This is a genomic window from Streptomyces sp. NPDC037013, assembly GCF_055607265.1.
Genome location: NZ_JBVJRV010000009.1, coordinates 250,256 through 270,248, shown reverse-complemented (window position 1 = coordinate 270,248; position 19,993 = coordinate 250,256). Strand labels below are relative to the sequence as shown.

The 19,993-nt window shown below is 71.5% G+C and carries 15 protein-coding genes; 9 read left to right on the top strand and 6 right to left on the bottom strand.

The annotated features are described in order from the left end of the window. Window positions 1–209 precede the first annotated feature (209 nt). Window positions 210–533, top strand: coding sequence for a hypothetical protein (locus tag ACZ7DY_RS31825; RefSeq protein WP_471141511.1), 324 nt, complete (start codon window positions 210–212; stop codon window positions 531–533). 40 nt (window positions 534–573) lie between these two features. Here the strand turns inward: ACZ7DY_RS31825 and ACZ7DY_RS31820 are convergent, their stop codons facing one another. The 3 genes from ACZ7DY_RS31820 to ACZ7DY_RS31810 form a co-directional block, all read right to left on the bottom strand. Further along, complete coding sequence (locus ACZ7DY_RS31820) at window positions 574–966, bottom strand: hypothetical protein (RefSeq protein WP_471141510.1); 393 nt, start codon at window positions 964–966, stop codon at window positions 574–576. A gap of 140 nt (window positions 967–1,106) precedes the next feature. Next, on the bottom strand, window positions 1,107–1,592 hold the full coding sequence (locus ACZ7DY_RS31815; protein ID WP_471141507.1) for a PaaI family thioesterase: 486 nt from the start codon (window positions 1,590–1,592) through the stop codon (window positions 1,107–1,109). A 51-nt stretch (window positions 1,593–1,643) separates the two neighbouring features. Then, the gene (locus ACZ7DY_RS31810) at window positions 1,644–3,923 is read right to left on the bottom strand and encodes an FdhF/YdeP family oxidoreductase (protein WP_471141505.1); all 2,280 of its coding nucleotides are present in this window, start codon (window positions 3,921–3,923) and stop codon (window positions 1,644–1,646) included. A gap of 230 nt (window positions 3,924–4,153) precedes the next feature. Here ACZ7DY_RS31810 and polA point away from each other — a divergent pair, with 230 nt between their 5' ends. The 5 genes from polA to pgfA all read left to right on the top strand — a co-directional run bounded on the left by polA (window position 4,154) and on the right by pgfA (window position 11,664). Continuing rightward, on the top strand, window positions 4,154–6,823 hold the full coding sequence (polA, locus tag ACZ7DY_RS31805) for a DNA polymerase I (protein ID WP_471141928.1): 2,670 nt from the start codon (window positions 4,154–4,156) through the stop codon (window positions 6,821–6,823). Between the two features lie 566 nt (window positions 6,824–7,389). Further along, on the top strand, window positions 7,390–8,352 hold the full coding sequence (locus ACZ7DY_RS31800) for a serine hydrolase (protein ID WP_471141503.1): 963 nt from the start codon (window positions 7,390–7,392) through the stop codon (window positions 8,350–8,352). A gap of 201 nt (window positions 8,353–8,553) precedes the next feature. Further along, the gene (locus ACZ7DY_RS31795; protein WP_471141500.1) at window positions 8,554–10,293 is read left to right on the top strand and encodes a lytic transglycosylase domain-containing protein; all 1,740 of its coding nucleotides are present in this window, start codon (window positions 8,554–8,556) and stop codon (window positions 10,291–10,293) included. A 182-nt stretch (window positions 10,294–10,475) separates the two neighbouring features. Continuing rightward, window positions 10,476–10,610: an SPW_0924 family protein gene (locus ACZ7DY_RS31790; protein WP_471141497.1), complete on the top strand. Its 135-nt coding sequence runs from the start codon at window positions 10,476–10,478 to the stop codon at window positions 10,608–10,610. 55 nt (window positions 10,611–10,665) lie between these two features. Beyond that, on the top strand, window positions 10,666–11,664 hold the full coding sequence (gene pgfA, locus ACZ7DY_RS31785; RefSeq protein WP_471141494.1) for a cell envelope lipid trafficking protein PgfA: 999 nt from the start codon (window positions 10,666–10,668) through the stop codon (window positions 11,662–11,664). A gap of 37 nt (window positions 11,665–11,701) precedes the next feature. Here pgfA and hrpB read toward each other — a convergent pair whose 3' ends face one another. Then, entirely contained in the window at window positions 11,702–14,266 is a 2,565-nt protein-coding gene (gene hrpB, locus ACZ7DY_RS31780; RefSeq protein ID WP_471141491.1) for an ATP-dependent helicase HrpB, read from the bottom strand. 4 nt (window positions 14,267–14,270) lie between these two features. Beyond that, entirely contained in the window at window positions 14,271–15,092 is an 822-nt protein-coding gene (locus ACZ7DY_RS31775; protein ID WP_471141489.1) for a class I SAM-dependent methyltransferase, read from the bottom strand. A 365-nt stretch (window positions 15,093–15,457) separates the two neighbouring features. Here ACZ7DY_RS31775 and rpsA point away from each other — a divergent pair, with 365 nt between their 5' ends. Further along, window positions 15,458–16,969, top strand: a complete 1,512-nt coding sequence (gene rpsA, locus ACZ7DY_RS31770; protein WP_471141487.1) for a 30S ribosomal protein S1 — start codon at window positions 15,458–15,460, stop codon at window positions 16,967–16,969. Window positions 16,970–17,047: 78 nt separating this feature from the next. On the opposite strand, the gene ACZ7DY_RS31765 is transcribed toward rpsA, so the two are convergent. After that, a complete protein-coding gene (locus tag ACZ7DY_RS31765; protein ID WP_471141484.1) occupies window positions 17,048–18,031 on the bottom strand; it encodes a right-handed parallel beta-helix repeat-containing protein in 984 nt (327 codons plus the stop codon). Between the two features lie 295 nt (window positions 18,032–18,326). Here ACZ7DY_RS31765 and ACZ7DY_RS31760 point away from each other — a divergent pair, with 295 nt between their 5' ends. Beyond that, window positions 18,327–19,265, top strand: a complete 939-nt coding sequence (locus tag ACZ7DY_RS31760; protein WP_471141483.1) for a PAC2 family protein — start codon at window positions 18,327–18,329, stop codon at window positions 19,263–19,265. Window positions 19,266–19,288: 23 nt separating this feature from the next. Next, window positions 19,289–19,888, top strand: coding sequence for a dephospho-CoA kinase (gene coaE / locus ACZ7DY_RS31755; protein ID WP_471141480.1), 600 nt, complete (start codon window positions 19,289–19,291; stop codon window positions 19,886–19,888). The last annotated feature ends 105 nt before the right edge of the window (window positions 19,889–19,993 follow it).

Sequence of the window (19,993 nt, the reverse complement as noted above, 5' to 3'; positions counted from 1 at the left end):
ATGCGGCCGAGAGAGCGCCGGAAAGATCATTCGCGTATTCCGGACCCAGGATGTAACTCTGCTTCTCGATTGCGCGCGCATTACGCAGAGTTACTTCCAGGAAAGGGAGGCTCGCATTCCGGGGCACTTCTCCGCATTCGCGAATGTGCATCGTGATGATCAACTTCCGGGGTGATCCCGATTTAACCGTGAAAGGGGTGGGAGCCGACGTGCTGACCGAAAGGGCCGCCGAGGGCTGGCCCACCCGCCGGACCGTCGCCGGCGGCCCCGCCTCCTGGGCGAACGCGACAGTGAAGGTGAAGCTGCGGTCCCCCGCCCGGGGGTGCGACATCTCGCCGGCGTACGTCACCGAGACGCTCTGCGACGGCCACGGCGGGCCCGGCTCGGGCGGCGCCGGAGGCGGTTCCGGTCGGGTCAGGAAGAGGGCGAGGCCGGCGGCCGCGGCGATCACCGCGGCAGTGGCGTACGCGGTGCGGCGACGGACGCGCCGCCGTGGGGCGGGCCCGGCCGGACGCGGGAGTTCCGCCCGGTGATCGTAGGTGTCCTCGCCCGGCTCCACCGGCCCGATGGCGTTCACACCCACGGCCCGCCGCTCGGCCCGCCGTCGCGGTACCGGTCGGCACACCGCTCGCGCGCCTGACGGGCGATCAACTTCCGTCCCGCGGCGGCCGATTCACGCCTGCGCTCGGTGCGCGCGGCGTCCAGGATGTCGCGCAGGATCATGTACTGCCCGTTCGACAGGCCCATCGACTGGTAGTCGCCGTAGCCGGTGTCGCCCGAGTCGTAGATCTGCCGTGCCCACTTGGTGATGATCGTGGTGCACAGGTCGGCGGGCGAGGTGGTGGCGGGGGAGGAGTGGGGGGTCGCTTCGCGGTCGCCGGAGCCGGAGTCCCCGCATCCGGCGGCGAGGACGGCCGTGACGACGGTGGTGAGGGCGAGCGCGCTGAGCGATGAGCGGTGCCTCATGCGCAGACGCTAGTCCGGAGCCTCCCCCTCCGCCAATGAGCCTGCAGCATTCTTCCTCGCGGGGGGGGGGGGGGGAGGGGGCTGATGGCCGCCTTCCGCCACGCCCCCGGCGCCACGCCCCCGGGTGGTGAGGCTCCGGGTCAGCCCGCCGAGGCGACCGAGCCGGTCTCCGGGGTGGCGTCCCGCAGCATGCACGTCAGGCGGGCGCTGCACACCCGCTTGCCCTGCTCGTCGCTGATCACGATCTCGTACGTCGCCGTCGAGCGGCCCCGGTGCACGGGCGTCGCCACACCGGTGACCAGGCCGGAGCGGGCCCCGCGGTGGTGCGTGCAGTTCAGGTCGACACCCACGGCGAGCTTGCCGGCCCCGCCGTGCAGCATCGCGCCGACCGAGCCGAGGGTCTCCGCGAGCACCGCGGACGCGCCGCCGTGCAGCAGCCCGTACGGCTGGGTGTTGCCCTCGACGGGCATCGTGCCGACGACGCGCTCCGCCGAGGCCTCGAGGACCTGCACGCCCATGCGGGTGCCGAGGTGTCCCGCCGAGAACAGGGAGGGCAGGTCGACACCGAGCGAGGCGTACTCGTCGATGACCTCCTGCGGGAACTTCACGTGGTGCTGCTCGCCCATGGGGCCCGGCTCCGTTCGTTCGTCGTCGTCCACCTGTCGCTGAGCGAACGCTCAGTCGATCGTCGATTGTTCCAGGCGGATGACGACGGACTTGCTGGCAGGGGTGTTGCTGGTGTCCGCGGTGGCGTCCAGCGGCACCAGCACATTGGTCTCCGGGTAGTACGCGGCGGCGCACCCCCGGGCCGTCGGGTAGTGCACGATCCTGAAGCCCGGTGCCCGGCGCTCCACACCGTCCCGCCACTCGCTGACCAGATCGGCGTACGACCCGTCGGCGAGGCCGAGCTCCGCGGCGTCGTCGGGGTTGACCAGGACGACGCGGCGGCCGTTCTTGATGCCGCGGTAACGGTCGTCGAGGCCGTAGATCGTGGTGTTGTACTGATCGTGGGAGCGCAGGGTCTGGAGCAGCAGCCGCCCCGCAGGGAGCTCGGGATGCTCCACGGGCGAGGCGGTGAAGTTGGCCTTGCCGGTGGCGGTGGGGAAGCGGCGCTCGTCGCGGGGCGCGTGCGGCAGGGCGAAACCGCCGGGGCGCGCCACCTTCGTGTTGAAGTCCTCGAAACCGGGGATCACGCGCGCGATGCGGTCGCGCACCGTCGCGTAGTCCTTCTCGAACTCCTCCCAGGGCGTGCGTGAAGCGCTGCCCAGGACGCGGCGCGCGAGGCGGCACACGATGGCGGGCTCGGAGAGCAGCAGCTTGCCGGCGGGCTCCAGGCGCCCGCGTGAGGCGTGCACCATGCCCATGGAGTCCTCGACGGTCACGAACTGCTCGCCGCCGCCCTGGAGGTCCCGCTCGGTGCGGCCGAGCGTGGGCAGGATCAGGGCGCGCGCGCCGGTGACGGCATGTGAGCGGTTGAGCTTCGTGGAGACGTGCACCGTCAGGCGGGCCCGGCGCATCGCCGCTTCCGTGACGTCGGTGTCGGGGGAGGCGGCGACGAAATTGCCGCCCATCGCGAAGAAGACCCTCGCCTCGCCGTCGCGCAGGGCCCTGATGGCGCGGACGACGTCCAGGCCGTGGTGGCGGGGCGGCGCGAAGCCGAACTCCTTCTCCAGGGCGTCGAGGAAGGCGGGGGCGGGGCGCTCGAAGATGCCCATGGTGCGGTCGCCCTGCACGTTCGAATGTCCGCGGACCGGGCAGACGCCGGCGCCGGGGCGGCCGATGTTGCCGCGCAGCAGGAGGAAGTTGACGATCTCGCGGATGGTGGGCACGGCGTGCTTGTGCTGGGTGAGGCCCATCGCCCAGCACACGACGGTCCGCTTGGAGGCGAGGACCATGCGCAGCGCTTCCTCGATGCGCTCGCGCTCCAGGCCGGTGGCGGTGAGGGTGTCGTCCCAGTCGGCGGCCCGGGCGGCGGCGACGAACTCCTCGTAACCGTGGGTGTGCTCGCGGACGAATTCCTCGTCGACGGCGCCCTCGGTCTCCACGATCAGCTTGTTGAGGAGGCGGAAGAGTGCCTGGTCGCCGCCGAGGCGGATCTGCAGGAACAGATCGGTGAGGGCGGTGCCCTTGAGCATGCCCTGGGCGGTCTGCGGGTTCTTGAAGCGCTCCAGGCCGGCCTCGGGCAGCGGATTGACCGTGATGATCTTCGCGCCGTTCTTCTTGGCCTTCTCCAGGGCCGAGAGCATGCGCGGGTGGTTCGTGCCCGGGTTCTGCCCGGCGACGATGATCAGATCCGACTTGTAGAGGTCCTCGAGGAGGACGCTGCCCTTGCCGATGCCGATCGTCTCGGTGAGCGCGGAGCCGGACGACTCGTGGCACATGTTCGAACAGTCGGGGAGGTTGTTCGTGCCGAGCTCGCGGGCGAACAGCTGGTACAGGAACGCGGCCTCGTTGCTGGTGCGGCCCGAGGTGTAGAAGATGGCCTCGTCGGGGGAGTCGAGGGCCTCGATCTCCTCGGCGATGATGTCGAAGGCCCGCTCCCAGGAGACGGGCTCATACCGCTCGCCGCCCTCCGGCAGGTACATCGGGTGGGTGAGACGACCCTGCTGTCCCAGCCAGTAACCGCTGCGGCCGGCGAGATCGGCGACCGGGTGCGCGGCGAAGAACTCGGGGGTGACACGGCGCAGGGTGGCCTCTTCGGCGACGGCCTTCGCGCCGTTCTCGCAGAACTCCGCCTTGTGCCGGTGGTCCGGCTCGGGCCAGGCACAGCCGGGGCAGTCGAAGCCGTCCTTCTGATTGACGCGGAGCAGGGTCAGCGCGGTGCGGCGCACGCCCATCTGCTGCTGCGCCACCCGCAGCGTGTGGCCGATGGCGGGCAGGCCCGCGGCCGCGTGCTGTGCCCCCGCGACCTGCGGGGCGTCCTGGACCGGATCGCCCTTGGGCGGCTTGCTTGCCATGGTCGGCTCCCCTTCGAGCACCTGCGCGGCCTACGTCGTCCACCTGCGTGAGGTATGTCTCCGATCCTCCCACGCGCCGGTGACAACGCCGGGGGCCGGGGCGGCACGGGGCCGGAGTGTCGGTGGGGCGTGGCAGGATCGGGGACGTGGCAGAAACAGCATCGAAGAAGAAGTCCGAGACCGCGGCGACGAAGGCCCAGAAGGCGGGCGGTGAGCAGCGCCCGCGCCTGATGCTCATGGACGGGCACTCCCTGGCGTACCGGGCGTTCTTCGCGCTGCCCGCGGAGAATTTCACGACCGCGACGGGCCAGCCGACGAACGCGATCTACGGCTTCGCGTCGATGCTGGCGAACACGCTGCGCGACGAGGCGCCCACGCACTTCGCGGTGGCGTTCGACGTCTCCCGCAAGACGTGGCGCTCGGAGGAGTTCTCCGAGTACAAGGCGAACCGCTCCAAGACCCCGGACGAGTTCAAGGGCCAGGTCGAGCTGATCGGCGAGATGCTCGACGCGATGAACGCGGTGCGCTTCGCCGTCGACGGCTTCGAGGCCGACGACGTGATCGCCACCCTGGCCACCCAGGCGGAGGCGGCCGGCTTCGAGGTGCTGATCGTCACCGGCGACCGGGACTCCTTCCAGCTGATCACCGACCACGTGACGGTGCTGTACCCCACGAAGGGCGTCTCGGAGCTGACGCGCTTCACCCCGGAGAAGGTCGTCGAGAAGTACGGCCTCACCCCCAGCCAGTACCCCGACTTCGCGGCGCTGCGCGGCGACCCGTCCGACAACCTGCCGGGCATCCCGGGTGTCGGCGAGAAGACGGCCGCGAAGTGGATCAACCAGTTCGGTTCGTTCGCCGACCTCGTCGAGCGCGCCGATGAGGTCAAGGGCAAGGCCGGGCAGAACTTCCGCGACCACCTGGAAGCCGTCAAGCTCAACCGCCGCCTCACCGAGATGGTGCGCGACGTCGAACTGCCCAAGACGGTGGCCGACTTGGAGCGCATGGCGTACGACCGTACGGCGCTCGCGATGGTCCTGGACACGCTGGAGATCCGCAACCCCTCGCTCAGGGAGCGGCTGCTCGCCGTCGACCCGGGCGCGCAGGAGGCCGAGCAGACCCCGGCCGAGCCGGGCGTGGAGCTGGACGGCGTGGTCCTGGGCGCCGGTGAGCTGGCGCCGTGGCTGGCCGAGCACGGCAAGGCGATCCTCGGCGTGGCGACCGTCGACACCTGGGCGCTCGGTACGGGCACGGTCACCGAGATCGCGCTGGCCGCGGCGGGCGGGGCGGCGGCCTGGTTCGACCCCACGACCCTGGACGAGGCCGACGAGAACGCCTTCGCGGCCTGGATCGGCGACCCCACCAAGCCGAAGGTCATGCACAACGCCAAGGGCGCGATGCGGGTCTTCCCGGAGCACGGCTGGACGGTGCGGGGCGTCACCATGGACACCGCCCTCGCCGCGTATCTGGTCAAGCCCGGCCGGCGTTCCTTCGCGCTGGACGCGCTCTCCCTGGAGTACCTGGGCCGTGAGCTCGCGCCCGCCGCCGCCCCCGACGGCCAGCTCGCCTTCGGTACGGAGGAGGACGACCGGGCCGAGGCCGACTCCCTGATGTCGCAGGCCCGTACCATCCTCGATCTGGGTACGGCCTTCGGCGAGAAGCTGACGGAGGTCGGCGCGAGCGATCTGCTCGCCGACATCGAGCTGCCGACGTCCACGCTCCTGGCCCGCCTGGAGCGGCACGGCATCGCGGCGGACCGCGCCCATCTGGAGGCGATGGAGCAGCAGTTCGCGGGCGCGGTGCAGCAGGCGGTGAAGGAGGCGCACGCCGCGGCGGGCCACGAGTTCAACCTGGGCTCGCCCAAGCAGCTCCAGGAAGTCCTCTTCGGCGAGCTGAACCTCCCCAAGACGAAGAAGACGAAGACCGGTTACACCACGGACGCGGACGCGTTGGCCTGGCTCGCGGCCCAGACGGAGAACGAACTGCCGGTCATCATGCTCCGCCACCGCGAGCAGGCGAAGCTGCGCGTCACCGTCGAGGGTCTGATCAAGTCGATCGCCGCGGACGGCCGCATCCACACCACGTTCAACCAGACGGTGGCGGCGACGGGCCGCCTCTCCTCCACCGACCCGAACCTGCAGAACATCCCGGTCCGCACCGACGAGGGCCGGGCGATCCGCCGCGGCTTCGTGGTCGGCGAGGGCTTCGAGTCCCTCATGACCGCGGACTACAGCCAGATCGAACTGCGCGTGATGGCCCACCTCTCCGAGGACGAGGGCCTCCTCGAGGCGTTCACCTCCGGCGAGGACCTGCACACGACGGTCGCCTCCCAGGTGTTCAACGTCGACGGTTCCGCGGTCGACGCGGAGATGCGCCGCAAGATCAAGGCGATGTCGTACGGCCTTGCGTACGGGCTGTCCGCGTTCGGTCTCTCCCAGCAGCTGAACATCGAGGCGGGCGAGGCCCGCGCACTGATGGACACGTACTTCGAGCGGTTCGGCGGCGTCCGCGACTACCTGCGCCGCGCGGTGGACGAGGCCCGCGCCACGGGCTACACGGAGACGATGCTCGGTCGCCGCCGCTACCTCCCCGACCTCAACAGCGACAACCGCCAGCGCCGCGAGATGGCCGAGCGCATGGCGCTGAACGCGCCGATCCAGGGCACGGCCGCGGACATCGTCAAGATCGCCATGCTGAACGTGCACGGCGCGCTCACCGCGGCGAAGCTCGACTCCCGCATGCTGCTGCAGGTCCACGACGAAATCGTCCTGGAGATCGCGCCCGGCGAACGCGAGCGGGTGGAGGAACTGGTCCGCAGGGAAATGGCGGGCGCGGTGAGCCTGCGGGCGCCGCTGGATGTGTCGGTGGGGGTGGGCGGCGACTGGGAATCCGCCGCGCACTAGCCCTTGCGGGCGGGGGGCCGGTGCGGGTCGTGGTTCGGCTACCCGTCGCACGTGGCCGTTCGCGCAGTTCCCCGCGCCCCTGTCTGGGGTGGTGCGGCTGGTTGTCCGACTACCTGTTGCGTGTGGCTGCTCGCGCAGTTCCCCGCACCCCTGACTGGGGTGGTGCTGGTGGTTGTCCGGCTACCTGGTTGCGTGTGGCCGGTCGCGCAGTTCCCCGCGCCCCTTAAAGGGGTGGTGCCGGTGGTTGTTCGGCTGCCCGTTGTCGCTGGCTGGCCGCGCAGTTCCCCGCGCCCCTGGGGGTACGGGGCGGCGGGCACGACCGCGCCCCGCAGGGGCGCGGGGAACTGCGCGGGCAACCCCCACGACCCGCACCCAGAAGGACTCGCCAGCCCCCCCCGGGGGCGCGGGGAACTGCGCGAACGGCCCCCACCCAGCCGCACCTAGCCCAGAAACCCGCCCCCGCGCAGCGGGGCCGGAGCGCACCGGTCGAGCCAGCGCAGCGGACCCTCACTCGCGTGGCCCCCAGCAGAGCGCCACCCCCCACCACCGATGCGCAGGATGTGCCCATGGCCTTCCACCTGCGCAAGTGCCGCACGGCCCTCGCCGCGGCGCTCACCACCGCCCTGCTGACGCCCATACCGGTGACCGCCGCCGACGCCGGCCACCGGCAGGGCGGTGAAGCCCTCTGCACGGCAGGCCGGGACCGTACCCTCGCCGCCCGGATGTCCCAGGACATCCGGGCGGCGCTGTCGTCCAGGCGCGGCACCGTCTCCGTCGCCGTGCACGACACCCGCACCGGCCTCGTCTGCACCCTCGCCGGTGACCTCCGCTACGACTCGGCCAGCGTCGCCAAGGTCCTGATGATGGAGGCCACGCTGCGCCGCGCGCAGGAGTGGGGGCGCGGCCTCACCCGCTGGGAGCGCCGCCGGATCCGCCCCATGATCACCGCCTCGGACAACGACGCGGCCACCCGCCTGTGGAGGGATCTCGGCGGCCCCTACCTCTCCCGCTTCCTGCGGCGCGTCGGCGCCAGGGCCACCACCCCCGGCACGTACGGCCGTTGGGGACTGACCGGCACGACCGCCGCCGACCAGCTCAGGCTGCTCGACGTGCTCACGGGGGACAGCGGCATCCTCACGGAGAGCTCGCGCGCGTACGGGCTGCGGCAGATGGCCGATGTGCGGCCGGACCAGCGCTGGGGCGTGCCGGTGGGCATGCCGCGCGGCCTGCGCGCGCACCTCAAGAACGGCTGGCTGCCGCGGGCCACGCACGGCTGGCGGGTGCACAGCATCGGCGCGTTCACCGGCGGCGGACGCACGTACCGCATCGTGGTCCTCTCGCACGACAACCCCACGATGGCGTACGGAGTGCGTACCATCGAGCGCATCGCACAGGCTGTGCACCGCGGGCTCAACAAGGGGCGCGCCACCGGTCAGGGCTTCACTCCGGAGAGCGGGATCAGCGAGGTCCCGGACGGTTCGGCGCCCGCCGAGGGGGCGAAAGGGGACGGCGAGGAGTCCCCTGCGTAACAGAGCTGTCGCGGCGTCTTGGCCAACTGGTAAAAACCGGACGCGAACGGGTGTCTGGGTGCGGCAAGTTGTCGTAGTGTCGCCTGAGCCGACCAACTGAGAGCGCGTGCGTCCGACAGCAGGCGTACACGCGGGGGAAAGCGTGCGCGAAGGTGAGGTCGGCGCGCAACAATCGTCAAAAAGGGGAGGGGTGGCTCGGTCATGGCGCCGGTATTCGGCAGGCGGCTGCGCAGAGGAACGGTGACCGCCGCGGTGGCCGCGGCGGCGGTGGCGGCCCTCGCCGCGTCGCAGGCCCCGGGCGTGACGGACGTACCGCGTGACGAACCCGCGGCGGGTGCTTCGGACACCCCGCCGGCGTCCGGCGACTCGGCGACGGGTGATTCCCCGTACTACACGGACCTTCCGTCGCTGCACAGCCCCGTCCCGCTGAAGCCCGGCGGCAAGGAGGCCGGCCTGCCGGCCACCGTCCTGGACGCGTACAAGAAGGCCGAGGCCGCTCTCAGGACCGACAAGCCGGGCTGCAACCTGCCCTGGCAGCTGCTCGCCGCCATCGGCAAGGTCGAGTCGGGTCAGGCCCGCGGCGGCCGTGTCGACGCGGACGGCACGACGCTCGCGCCGATCCTGGGCCCGGCCCTGAACGGCGACGGCTTCGCCAAGATCACCGACACCGACAAGGGCGTGTACGACGGGGACACGACGCACGACCGTGCCGTCGGCCCGATGCAGTTCATCCCCTCGACGTGGGCCACCGCGGGCCGGGACGGCAACGACGACGGCAAGAAGGACCCCAACAACATCTACGACGCGGCGCTCGCCGCCGGTCACTACCTCTGCGCGAACGACCGCGACCTCTCCGTCAAGGACGACCTGCACCAGGCGATCCTGAGCTACAACCGCTCGACGGAGTACCTCAACACGGTCCTGACGTGGCTGGAGTTCTACCGCAAGGGCACGCACGAGGTCCCCGACGGCACGGGCGTCCTGCCCGACGACCGCAGCGACACCCGCTTCCCGCAGATCGTCCCGAACCCGACGCACTCGCCCTCCCCGAAGCCGCGGCCGAACCCCCGGGACCGGCAGGAGACCGGCCACCACGGCGGCACCACCAACCCCCCGAAGCCGGGCGGCGGCGACGGCCACGAGAACCCCGGCCCCTCGCCCACCGAGCAGGTCGACGCCCTGGCGAACGCCGGGACCGGCGACCTCGTCGCGGAGACGGGCGACGCCTTCACCGGGCGGGTCGCGGTGCGCGCGGAGTCCAAGTCGGGTGACTCCGTGGCGAAGGTCCAGGTGAAGTTCCGCGTCGTCGGTGACACGGACACCCGCTTCGCGGGCGGCGCGCGGAGCGTCACCGTCACCACGGGAGCCACCGGCAAGGCCACCGCCCCCGAGCTCCGAGCCGGCCAGAAGGCGGGGAAGTTCACCGTGCGCGCCACCGTCGTGGGCCGCCGCACGCTGCCCGGCATCGACTTCGACGCCGAGGTCACCGCCCGCCGGGCCGACGCGCTCGCCAGGACCGTCGACAAGCCGCTGGTCTGCGAGCCGGGCAAGGAGTTCGCCGACCAGGTCGAGGTCAAGGCGACCTACCGGGGCAAGGCGGCCGACGGCGTCGCGGCCACGGCCACGATGATCAAGTCGGCGTCGGACGCGTCCGCCAACGACAAGGGCCCCTACTTCAAGGGCGCGGACGGCAAGCCGCTCCGCACCCTCCAGGGCCTGAAGACCGACGCGAACGGCGTGCTGAAGCTCCCGAAGATGTACGCGGACGACGCGGCGGGCACGTATCTCCTGCGCATCGTCACGGACGGCGGAGCCACCCTCACCGTCGAGCTGAAGGTGACCGCGCCGGAGCCCGACGCGACGCCGTCGCCCTCCACCTCGGCGAGCGCCACCCCGAGCGGCACGCCGAGCGCCTCCGCGAGCACCTCCCCGAGCGCCTAGTCCCGCGGCCGCCCGGCCGCCGCGACTCTGCCGCGACACCTGCGGACCGCCCCCGCGCCGACCCCGGCGCGGGGGCGGTCAGCGTTGTTGTGCGACGTGTTCTCATCTCGCCTCTCCATTGCTACGGTGCCCGCCCTGACGCCCTATCAGTTCCGGCCGTTCGCCGAATCGGGAGGCCCCGCATGCGCGCCCTCATCGCCGCCGCCACCGGCCTCGCCGTCGCGCTCGCCTTGGTGCTGACCATCACGGCGATCGGCGCACCACCGGGCGAGACCTCGCCCGAACCGCTGCTCACCACCGTCCCCGACCACCCGTGACCCCCCGAGCAGCCACAGTCCCCGAGCACCCACAGCCGTAGGGAGGGCCGCCGCGATGCGCCGCAAGGCCAGCCTCGTCCTGCTCGCCTTCGCCGTGTTCTGCACGGCCATGTCCCCGCTCATGCGCTGGTACGCCTTCCCGCGGCTCGCGAAGGTCCCGCCGAGCCAGTACCAGGAAGCCGTCCTGGAGGCGGACCACCCGACCCTCATCGACTACGGCTCCATGAAGGCCGAGAAGATCGGCAAGGTCACCATCGTGCAGACCCTCAAGGGCAACGTGGAGGCCTCCGAGAAGATCGAGAAGAGCGCCGACCGCGACGTCGTGGTCTGGGACGCCCTCTCCTACGTCCAGGACGACAAGGGGAAGATGGTCTCCAAGATCCCCGAGCGGTACATCTTCGACGCGCACAGCCAGGAGCCGGTGCACGCCACCGGCGAGGCGGTCGACGGCGACCCGGTCAAACGCGAGGGCATCGAGTTCAAGTGGCCCTTCCTCACCGAGAAGCGGGACTACGAGTACTTCGACGCGCAGGCCCGCGTCACCCGCCCCATCCACTACAAGGGCACCCGCAACTTCCGCGGCCTGAAGGTCTACTACTTCGAGCAGACCATCCCCTGGACCAAGGTCCCCTTCCCCAAGACGATGCCCGTCAAGGGCATCACCCCGAAGTCCCTCGCCAAGACCGGCACCACCCGCTGGTACACCACCGTCCGCAAGTTCTGGGTCGAGCCGACCACCGGGGCGCCCGTCTACGGAGAGGAGATCCAGAACAACGAACTGCGCGGCGGCACCCTCCTCGGCGACCGCGACAAGGTCACCGTCTTCGCCGGGCACGTCAAGATGCGCGAGGACTACATCGAGGACACCGTCGACCTCGTCAAGTCCCAGCGCGTCCTGGTCCTCCTGCTCACCTCGTACCTGCCCTGGGGCTTCCTCGTCCTCGGCACGCTGCTGCTGGCCCTCTCCCTCTGGCTGGAGGCCCGCGGACGCCGCCCGGGCGAACCCACCGGCACGGCGGACCGCGACCCGGCGCCGGAACCGGCCAACGCCTAGGCCAGGCCCGCCGAAGGCCCTATCCCCGCCGGAGGCCCTACCCCCCGGCGGTCCGGCCGGCCTGGCGGGCCTTCGTGTGACGCGTCGGCTCGGCCGTCGCGGGATCCTGCGGCCACGGGTGTTTCGGGTAGCGGCCGCGCAGGTCGGCGCGGACCGCCTGGTAGCCGGTCCGCCAGAAGGAGGCGAGATCGGCGGTGACGGCCGCGGGCCGCCCGGCCGGTGACAGCAGATGGACGACGACCGGCACGGCGCCGCCCGCCACCGCCGGGGTCTCGGCCAGCCCGAACATCTCCTGCACCTTGACGGCGAGCACCGGCTGTTCGGGATCCGCGTAGTCGATCCGGATCCTGGACCCGCTCGGCACCTCAAGACGCTCCGGGGCCAGCTCGTCGAGACGGCCCGCCTCACCCGTCGCCCACGGCAGCAGCCGCGACAGAGCCTGCCCGGCATCGATCCGCGTCAGCCCCTCCCGGCTCCTGGCCCGCGACAGCTCGGGCTCCAACCACTCGTCCACGCGCGCGTACAGGGCCTCCTCCGACACGTCGGGCCAGGGCGCCCCGAGATGCCGGTGCAGGAACGCCAGCCGCTCCCGCAGCTCCCGCGCACCCCTCGACCACTTCAGCAGCCCCGTCCCCTCCTCCCGCAACCCGGTCAGCAGCGCCTGCCGTACGAGGGCGGGGTCGGGGTCCTTCAAGGGGCGCACCTTCAACTCCACGGCGCCCAGCCGCTCCACGTGCCGCGCCACCAGCTCACCGCCGGCCCAGGCCACCTCGTCGCCCTCGGAGCGCAGCGGCGCGGCGGCGTCCCGGGCCGCCTCCTCGTCGATGTGCCCGGCCAGCTGCACGCGCGCGTGGCCCGCGCCCACCGGCCGGTCGGCCACCGCGACGGCGAGCCACCGCGCACCGGCGAGCGCCGACCCCTGCCGCACCTCGGCCCGCGTCCCGCCCGCCATGAGGTACGTGCCGCCGCCCACGCTCCGCGCCACCCGCTCAGGGAACGCCAGCGCCGCCACGAGCCCCGCCACGTACTCGTCACTCCCCTCCGCGGCGGCCCCGTCCACGGCCCGGGATCCGGGGGCGGGTACCGATGAGGCGAGGCGCTTGGCCTCCGTCCGCCACCGTGCCGCATACGCGTCCGCGCCCCGCCGCGCCGCCCGCCAGGCACCGGCGATGTCGTCCCCGTACTCGCGGGGCGGCTCCTCGCTCAGCAGGGCCACCGCCTCCGCCGCCCGCCGGGTGCCGACCCGCGGCGCGGCGTCCAGCAGAGCCCGCGCCAGGCGGGGGTGCAGGCCGACCCGGGCCATCCGCGTGCCCCGCTCCGTCGCCCGGCCGGTGCCGGCGTCGACCGCCCCGACCGCCACCAGGACCTCCCGAGCCGCCGCCATGGCACCGGCCGGCGGGGGATCGAGGAGGGCGAGCCCAGTGGCGCCGGGATCGCCCCAGCACGCCGTCTGGAGGGCGAACGCGGCAAGGTCGGCGACCCGGATCTCCGGCGCGGGAAAGCGCGCCAGACGCCCGTCCTCGGCCTCCGCCCAGCACCGGTACACGGCGCCCGGCGCCTCACGCCCGGCCCGGCCCGCCCGCTGCCGCCCGGCCGCCTGCGAGGCCCGCACGGTCGCCAGCGCGCTCAGCCCGCGCGCGTGGTCAACCCGCGGCTCGCGCGCCAGACCCGAGTCGACGACGACCCGCACCCCGGGCACCGTCAGGGACGACTCGGCCACCGACGTCGCGAGCACCACCCGGCGCCCCGGCGAACCAGCGAGCACCGCGTCCTGCACGGCGGCCGGCGCCCGCCCGTGCACCTGCAGCACCTCCACGTCACCGAGCCCCGTCAACTGCCCGGCCACCCACGCGATCTCGCCGACCCCGGGCAGGAAACACAGGACGTCCCCGTCCCGCTCCGCAAGCGCCCGCCGCACCACCGACGCCACATGCGTCAGCAGCGCCGGATCCACCCGCATCCCGTGCGGCGGCCGCACCGCGCGCGCGGGAGGCGCCCAGACCACCTCCACGGGATGCGAGACGCCGTGCGCCTCCACCACCGGCGCACCCCCGAGGACCCGCGCCCAGCCCTCCGCGTCGGTGGTCGCGGACGCCGCCACCAGCCGCAGCTCGGGCCGGAGCGCCGCCCGCACGTCCACCAGGAACGCCGCCACGGTGTCGGCGTCCAGATGCCGCTCGTGGCACTCGTCGAGGACGACGACGTCGACGCCGGCCAGCTCCTGGTCCCGCTGGAGCCGCTGCAGCAGCACACCCGTCGTGACGACCTCCACGCGCGTGCGTGGACCCACCACACGCTCGCCGCGCACGGTGTAGCCGACGCTGTCGCCCACCTTCTCGCCGAGCAGCCACGCCATCCGCCGCGCGGCGGCCCTGGCGGCGATCCGCCGCGGCTCCGCCACCACGACCCGGCGTACGGCGTCGTCGGTGCCGTCGAGCAGGCCCCCGAGGAAACCGGCGAGCGCCAGCGGCACCAGCGTCGTCTTGCCCGTCCCCGGCGGGGCACACAGCACCGCGCTGCCCGGCCCCTCCAGAGCGGAACGGAGGGCGGGCAGCGCGTGGCGTACGGGCAGGTTCAGGGCGTCGCTGTCGAGACGGGTCACCCGCTCAGTCTCGTACGCACACGTAGATGGCCGTCCCCGGGATCAGGTTTCCGCGCAGCGGGGACCAGCCGCCCCACTCCTGGGTATTCCAGGCGGGCCACTCCGGCTCCACGATGTCGACCAGCCGGAAGCCGCCGGCCACGATGTCGCGCACCCGGTCGCCGATGGTCCTGTGGTGCTCCACGTACACGGCGTTGCCGTCGTCGTCCTGCTCCACATAAGGAGTGCGGTCGAAATAGGAGGCCGCCACGGAGAGGCCCTCCGGACCCGGCTCGTCCGGGAACGCCCAGCGGATGGGGTGCGTCGCCGAGAAGACGAACCGCCCGCCGGGCCGCAGCACACGCCGTACCTCCCTGAGCACCAGTACGGGATCGGCCACGAAGGGCATCACGCCGTAGGCGGAGCAGACGAGGTCGAAGGCACCGTCCCTGAAGGGCAGCACTCCGGCGTCGGCCTGCACCAGCGGCACGTTCCCGCCGATCCGCAGCGCGTGCTGGAGCTGGCGGTGCGAGAGGTCGAGCGCCACGGGACGCGCGCCCTGGGCGAGCAGCCAGCGCGAGCACTGCGCGGCACCGGCCCCGATCTCCAGGACGTCCTTGCCCTTCAGCTCCTCGGGCGGGCCGAGCAGCTCCGCCTCCACCTCGTCGAGCCCCTCGGGGCCCCACACGAAGCGGTCGTCCCCGAGGAACGTGCCGTGCTCGATCTGGTACTCGTCGGCGTTCCGGTCCCACCAGCCGCGGTTGGCGCGGCTGCTCTCCGTCACATCGGCGTCACGCCGGGTGGCCTCGGGCTCGGACGGCTCGGACTCTTGGATGATCGGCTCCATCGTCGTAATCTTCCGTGTCTTCCGTGTGTACCGTCGAAATCTCGGCGCGAAGGGGGCGCGGTGCGGCCCGTGTGGCCTCATGCGACAGGTTTTGTGCCGGGTATGCGGCGATCCGCCCCGGGTGTGCGCCTTCGCGCATTGACCCTGTCCGGCTGCCCCCGTATGCTACAAGTTGCGCTGCGAGCCTGCGCTCCTCAGACATAGCAGGCTGCGCTCGCGTCTGTTGTATGTCCCCTCGGTTGTCGAGGCGCCTTCCGTTTCACGGGAGTCGCGCTTCCTTGGCTGTCCGGCTTCTGCAGAGCGAAATCGGCTCCCGGCGTTGCAGTACCTACGACTTCAATGTCCGTACCGGAGCCCTAACCCACATGACGAGCAGCACCGAGACCACCGCCACCACCCCGCAGGTAGCGGTCAACGACATCGGTAACGAGGAAGCCTTCCTCGCCGCGATCGACGAGACGATCAAGTATTTCAACGACGGCGACATCGTCGACGGCGTCATCGTGAAGGTCGACCGGGACGAGGTCCTGCTCGACATCGGTTACAAGACCGAAGGCGTCATCCCGAGCCGCGAGCTCTCCATCAAGCACGACGTCGACCCGAACGAGGTCGTCGCCGTCGGTGACGAGATCGAGGCCCTGGTTCTCCAGAAGGAGGACAAGGAAGGCCGTCTGATCCTGTCCAAGAAGCGCGCTCAGTACGAGCGTGCCTGGGGCACGATCGAGAAGATCAAGGAAGAAGACGGCATCGTCACCGGTACCGTCATCGAGGTCGTCAAGGGTGGTCTCATCCTCGACATCGGCCTCCGTGGCTTCCTGCCGGCCTCCCTCGTCGAGATGCGCCGCGTCCGCGACCTCCAGCCCTACGTGGGCAAGGAGCTCGAGGCCAAGATCATCGAGCTGGACAAGAACCGCAACAACGTGGTCCTGTCCCGCCGTGCCTGGCTCGAGCAGACCCAGAGCGAGGTCCGCCAGACCTTCCTCACGACCCTGCAGAAGGGCCAGGTCCGCTCCGGCGTCGTTTCCTCGATCGTCAACTTCGGTGCGTTCGTGGACCTCGGCGGCGTCGACGGTCTCGTGCACGTCTCCGAGCTTTCCTGGAAGCACATCGACCACCCCTCCGAGGTTGTCGAGGTCGGCCAGGAAGTCACCGTCGAGGTCCTCGACGTGGACATGGACCGCGAGCGCGTGTCCCTGTCGCTCAAGGCGACGCAGGAAGACCCGTGGCAGCAGTTCGCCCGCACGCACCAGATCGGGCAGGTCGTTCCCGGTAAGGTCACCAAGCTCGTTCCGTTCGGTGCGTTCGTGCGCGTCGACGAGGGCATCGAGGGCCTGGTCCACATCTCCGAGCTGGCCGAGCGCCACGTGGAGATCCCGGAGCAGGTCGTCCAGGTCAACGACGAGATCTTCGTCAAGGTCATCGACATCGACCTCGAGCGTCGCCGGATCTCGCTGTCGCTGAAGCAGGCCAACGAGTCCTTCGGCGCCGACCCGTCGGCCGTCGAGTTCGACCCGACCCTGTACGGCATGGCCGCGTCCTACGACGACCAGGGCAACTACATCTACCCCGAGGGCTTCGACCCCGAGACCAACGACTGGCTCGAGGGCTACGAGACCCAGCGCGAGGCCTGGGAGACCCAGTACGCCGAGGCGCAGTCGCGCTTCGAGCAGCACCAGGCCCAGGTCATCAAGTCCCGCGAGGCCGACGCCCAGGCCGAGGCCGAGGGTGCGGCGGCTCCGGCCGGCGCCGCTCCGGCCGCGTCCACCGGTGGCGGCGGCGGTTCGTACTCCTCGGAGTCGGACGACAACTCCGGCGCCCTGGCTTCGGACGAGGCGCTCGCCGCGCTTCGCGAGAAGCTGGCCGGCGGCCAGAGCTGAGCCTCGCCTCCAGGCGGCTGTAGCTGAACACTGCGGGCCCGCATCCCTTCGGGGGTGCGGGCCCGCAGTGCGTGGGTGTCAGGGTGTGACCGGGATGTTCGTCAGGCCTCTGCCGCCCGTCACCGTGTTGCTCGCGTACACCGTCGTCCGGCAGCCGCCGCTCTGGTTCGTGACGTTGATGGCCAGCTGCTTGTCACCTGTCGCGCCCGTCAACGTCGACCTGTTGCCGCGGAAGACCGTGCCGCAGCCCCAGCCGGACTGCTGGGTGTGGGTCTCGTAGCCGTTGTTCGTGGTGTTCTTGCCGGTGTTGCCCTCGATGACGTAGTTGTTGCCCTTCACGTCGACCCATGAGTCGTCGAAGTGGTTGCCGGTCATGCCTCTGCCGTCGAAGGTGTTGCCGGAGACCTCGCCGCCCGTGGTGCCCTCCTTGAGGTCGACCGCCTCGCCGCCGACGTCCGGGCCGATGGTGTTGCCGAGTATCCGCACGTTGTCGCTCTTGTCGGAGAGCGTGTTGGCGGTGCCCACGTAGACGCCCTCGCCCATGCCGCGGCCGTCGTTCCCGGTGTCGTAGATCCGGGAATTTTTGATCACGCCGTCCCTGCTGGACGTGCGGAAGTGGACGCCCTCCATGTCGAGGCCGTGGACGGTGACGGTGTCCACGGTGACGCCCCTCGCCGAGTCGATCATGATGCCCTTCTGGCCGCCGGTGACGGTGAGTCCCTTCACCGTCCAGTACGAGGCGCCGTCGAGGTGGAGCCCGTATCCGCCACCTGCCTTGAGCACTGCCCTGGGAGAACCGGTCAGTGTGATGCGGGAGTCGGCGCTCGCCGCCCGAGAGGTCTTGAAGTTGCCGGAGTACGTGCCGTCGGCGAGGTGGATCGTGTCGCCGGGGGAGGCGCCGGTGAGTGCGGCCTTCAACTCGGCGGCGGTGGAGACCTCGATGGTCCGCGCGGGCGCGGCCGTGGGTGTGGGTGAGGCGGTCGCGGTCGTGGCGGCGGCAAGGGCTCCGGTGAGGGCCGTCGCCGCGGCCAGGGTGGTCAGCAGGGTTCGTCGGGTGCGCATGGGGGGTGGCCTTCCCGGTCTCTGTGTTCTCGTACATGAACGATGGGTGTTCATTTGAACGTAGAGGCGGGGCATGTGCGCGTCAAGGGAAGGAATGGGAGGTGGTGAGGCGTATCCGGGGCACATGAACTCGCCTCCGCCCTAAGGGAGTTCACGCATGAGAACACCGGCGTCCGTCACCTCGACGCCGGGCACCGGTACGGAGGGGCATGGCGGCCCACCGGGTCCGGGTGGCCGGGAATGCCCGTGTCGCGTCGTGCGTTCTCCGTTACGAACACGAGGAGGAGCGGTCACAGTGCTTGATCCGCAGGGTTTGTACGCATGGGAGCCGAAGGGCCTCGCCGTCGTCGACATGGCGCTCGCCCAGGAATCGGCCGGACTGGTCATGCTCTACCACTTCGACGGATACATCGACGCGGGCGAAACCGGCGAACAGATCGTCGAGCGGCTCACGGACAGCCTTCCCGGGCAGGTGGTGGCCAGATTCGACCACGACCGGCTCGTCGACTACCGCGCCCGCCGCCCGCTGCTCACCTTCCGGCGCGAACGCTGGAGCGACTACGAGGTGCCGACGCTCGACGTCCGCCTCGTCCAGGACGCCACCGGCGCACCCTTCCTGCTGCTCTCCGGCCCCGAGCCCGACATCGAGTGGGAGCGCTTCGCCGCGGCCGTCCAGCAGATCGTGGAGCGGCTCGGCGTGCGGCTCTCCGTCAACTTCCACGGCATCCCCATGGGCGTCCCGCACACCCGCCCCGTGGGCCTCACCCCGCACGGCAACCGCACCGACCTGGTCCCCGGACACCGCAGCCCCTTCGACGAGGCACAGGTGCCGGGCAGCGCGGCCTCCCTGGTGGAGTACCGCCTCGTGGAGGCCGGCCACGACGTCCTCGGAGTCGCCGCGCACGTCCCCCACTACATCGCCCGCTCTGCGTACCCGGACGCGGCCCTCACGGTCCTGGAGGCGATCACCGCCGCGACCGGCCTGGTGCTGCCCACCGTCGCCCACGGCCTGCGCACCGAGGCCCACCGCACCCAGACGGAGATCGACCGGCAGATCCAGGAGGGCGACGAGGAGCTCGTCGCGCTCGTCCAGGGCCTGGAGCACCAGTACGACGCGGCGGCGGGCGCCCAGGACAGGGGCAACATGCTCGCCGAGCCGCTGGACATCCCGTCCGCCGACGAGATCGGCCGTGAATTCGAACGCTTCCTCGCGGAGCGGGAGGGCGACGCGTAACGGCAGGCCCTAAGCTGCCGGTCATGCTGAAGGTGGGCCTGACCGGCGGAATCGGCGCCGGCAAGAGTGAAGTCTCGCGGCTGTTGGTCGCGTCCGGTGCCGTTCTCGTCGACGCCGACAAGATCGCGCGTGAGGTGGTGGAGCCGGGAACTCCCGGCCTGGCGGCCGTCGTCGAGGCCTTCGGGCCGGAGATCCTGGCCCCCGACGGCACGCTGGACCGGCCGAAGCTCGGCGCGGTCGTCTTCGCCGACGCGGAGAAGCTGGCCGTACTGAACTCGATCGTGCACCCCTTGGTGGGCGCACGCTCCGCCGAGCTCGAACAGTCCGCGCCCGCCGACGCGGTCGTCGTCCACGACGTGCCCCTGCTCGCCGAGAACGGCCTCGCGCCCCTCTACGACGTGGTGGTCGTCGTCGACGCGAGCCCCGAGACCCAGCTGGACCGCCTGGTGCGGCTGCGCGGCATGAGCGAGGCGGACGCCCGCGCGCGGATGGCCGCGCAGGCCACCCGCGAGAAGCGCCTGGAGATCGCGGACATCGTGATCGACAACGACGGCCCGCTGGACGGGCTGGCCGAGCGGGTCGCCGAGGTCTGGACGGATCTCACGGGCCGGGCACGTGCGTAGGGCGCGCACTTAGGGGCCGAGGGCGCGTGGCGGGGGGCCCGGCAGGTGATCCGGAACAGGTGCCGGAATAGGTGGGGGCGGGGCGGGCGTTGAGGCAGGGGAGCG

Excerpts from the sequence above, each read along its gene's own strand:
- ACZ7DY_RS31820 (WP_471141510.1), bottom strand. The coding sequence starts at position 966 with ATGAGGCACCGCTCATCGCTCAGCGCGCTCGCCCTCACCACCGTCGTC.
- ACZ7DY_RS31815 (WP_471141507.1), bottom strand. The coding sequence starts at position 1,592 with ATGGGCGAGCAGCACCACGTGAAGTTCCCGCAGGAGGTCATCGACGAG.
- coaE (WP_471141480.1), top strand. The coding sequence starts at position 19,289 with ATGCTGAAGGTGGGCCTGACCGGCGGAATCGGCGCCGGCAAGAGTGAA.
- ACZ7DY_RS31810 (WP_471141505.1), bottom strand. The coding sequence starts at position 3,923 with ATGGCAAGCAAGCCGCCCAAGGGCGATCCGGTCCAGGACGCCCCGCAG.
- ACZ7DY_RS31800 (WP_471141503.1), top strand. The coding sequence starts at position 7,390 with ATGGCCTTCCACCTGCGCAAGTGCCGCACGGCCCTCGCCGCGGCGCTC.
- pgfA (WP_471141494.1), top strand. The coding sequence starts at position 10,666 with ATGCGCCGCAAGGCCAGCCTCGTCCTGCTCGCCTTCGCCGTGTTCTGC.
- ACZ7DY_RS31765 (WP_471141484.1), bottom strand. The coding sequence starts at position 18,031 with ATGCGCACCCGACGAACCCTGCTGACCACCCTGGCCGCGGCGACGGCC.
- ACZ7DY_RS31790 (WP_471141497.1), top strand. The coding sequence starts at position 10,476 with ATGCGCGCCCTCATCGCCGCCGCCACCGGCCTCGCCGTCGCGCTCGCC.
- ACZ7DY_RS31795 (WP_471141500.1), top strand. The coding sequence starts at position 8,554 with ATGGCGCCGGTATTCGGCAGGCGGCTGCGCAGAGGAACGGTGACCGCC.
- ACZ7DY_RS31775 (WP_471141489.1), bottom strand. The coding sequence starts at position 15,092 with ATGGAGCCGATCATCCAAGAGTCCGAGCCGTCCGAGCCCGAGGCCACC.
- polA (WP_471141928.1), top strand. The coding sequence starts at position 4,154 with ATGCTCATGGACGGGCACTCCCTGGCGTACCGGGCGTTCTTCGCGCTG.
- rpsA (WP_471141487.1), top strand. The coding sequence starts at position 15,458 with ATGACGAGCAGCACCGAGACCACCGCCACCACCCCGCAGGTAGCGGTC.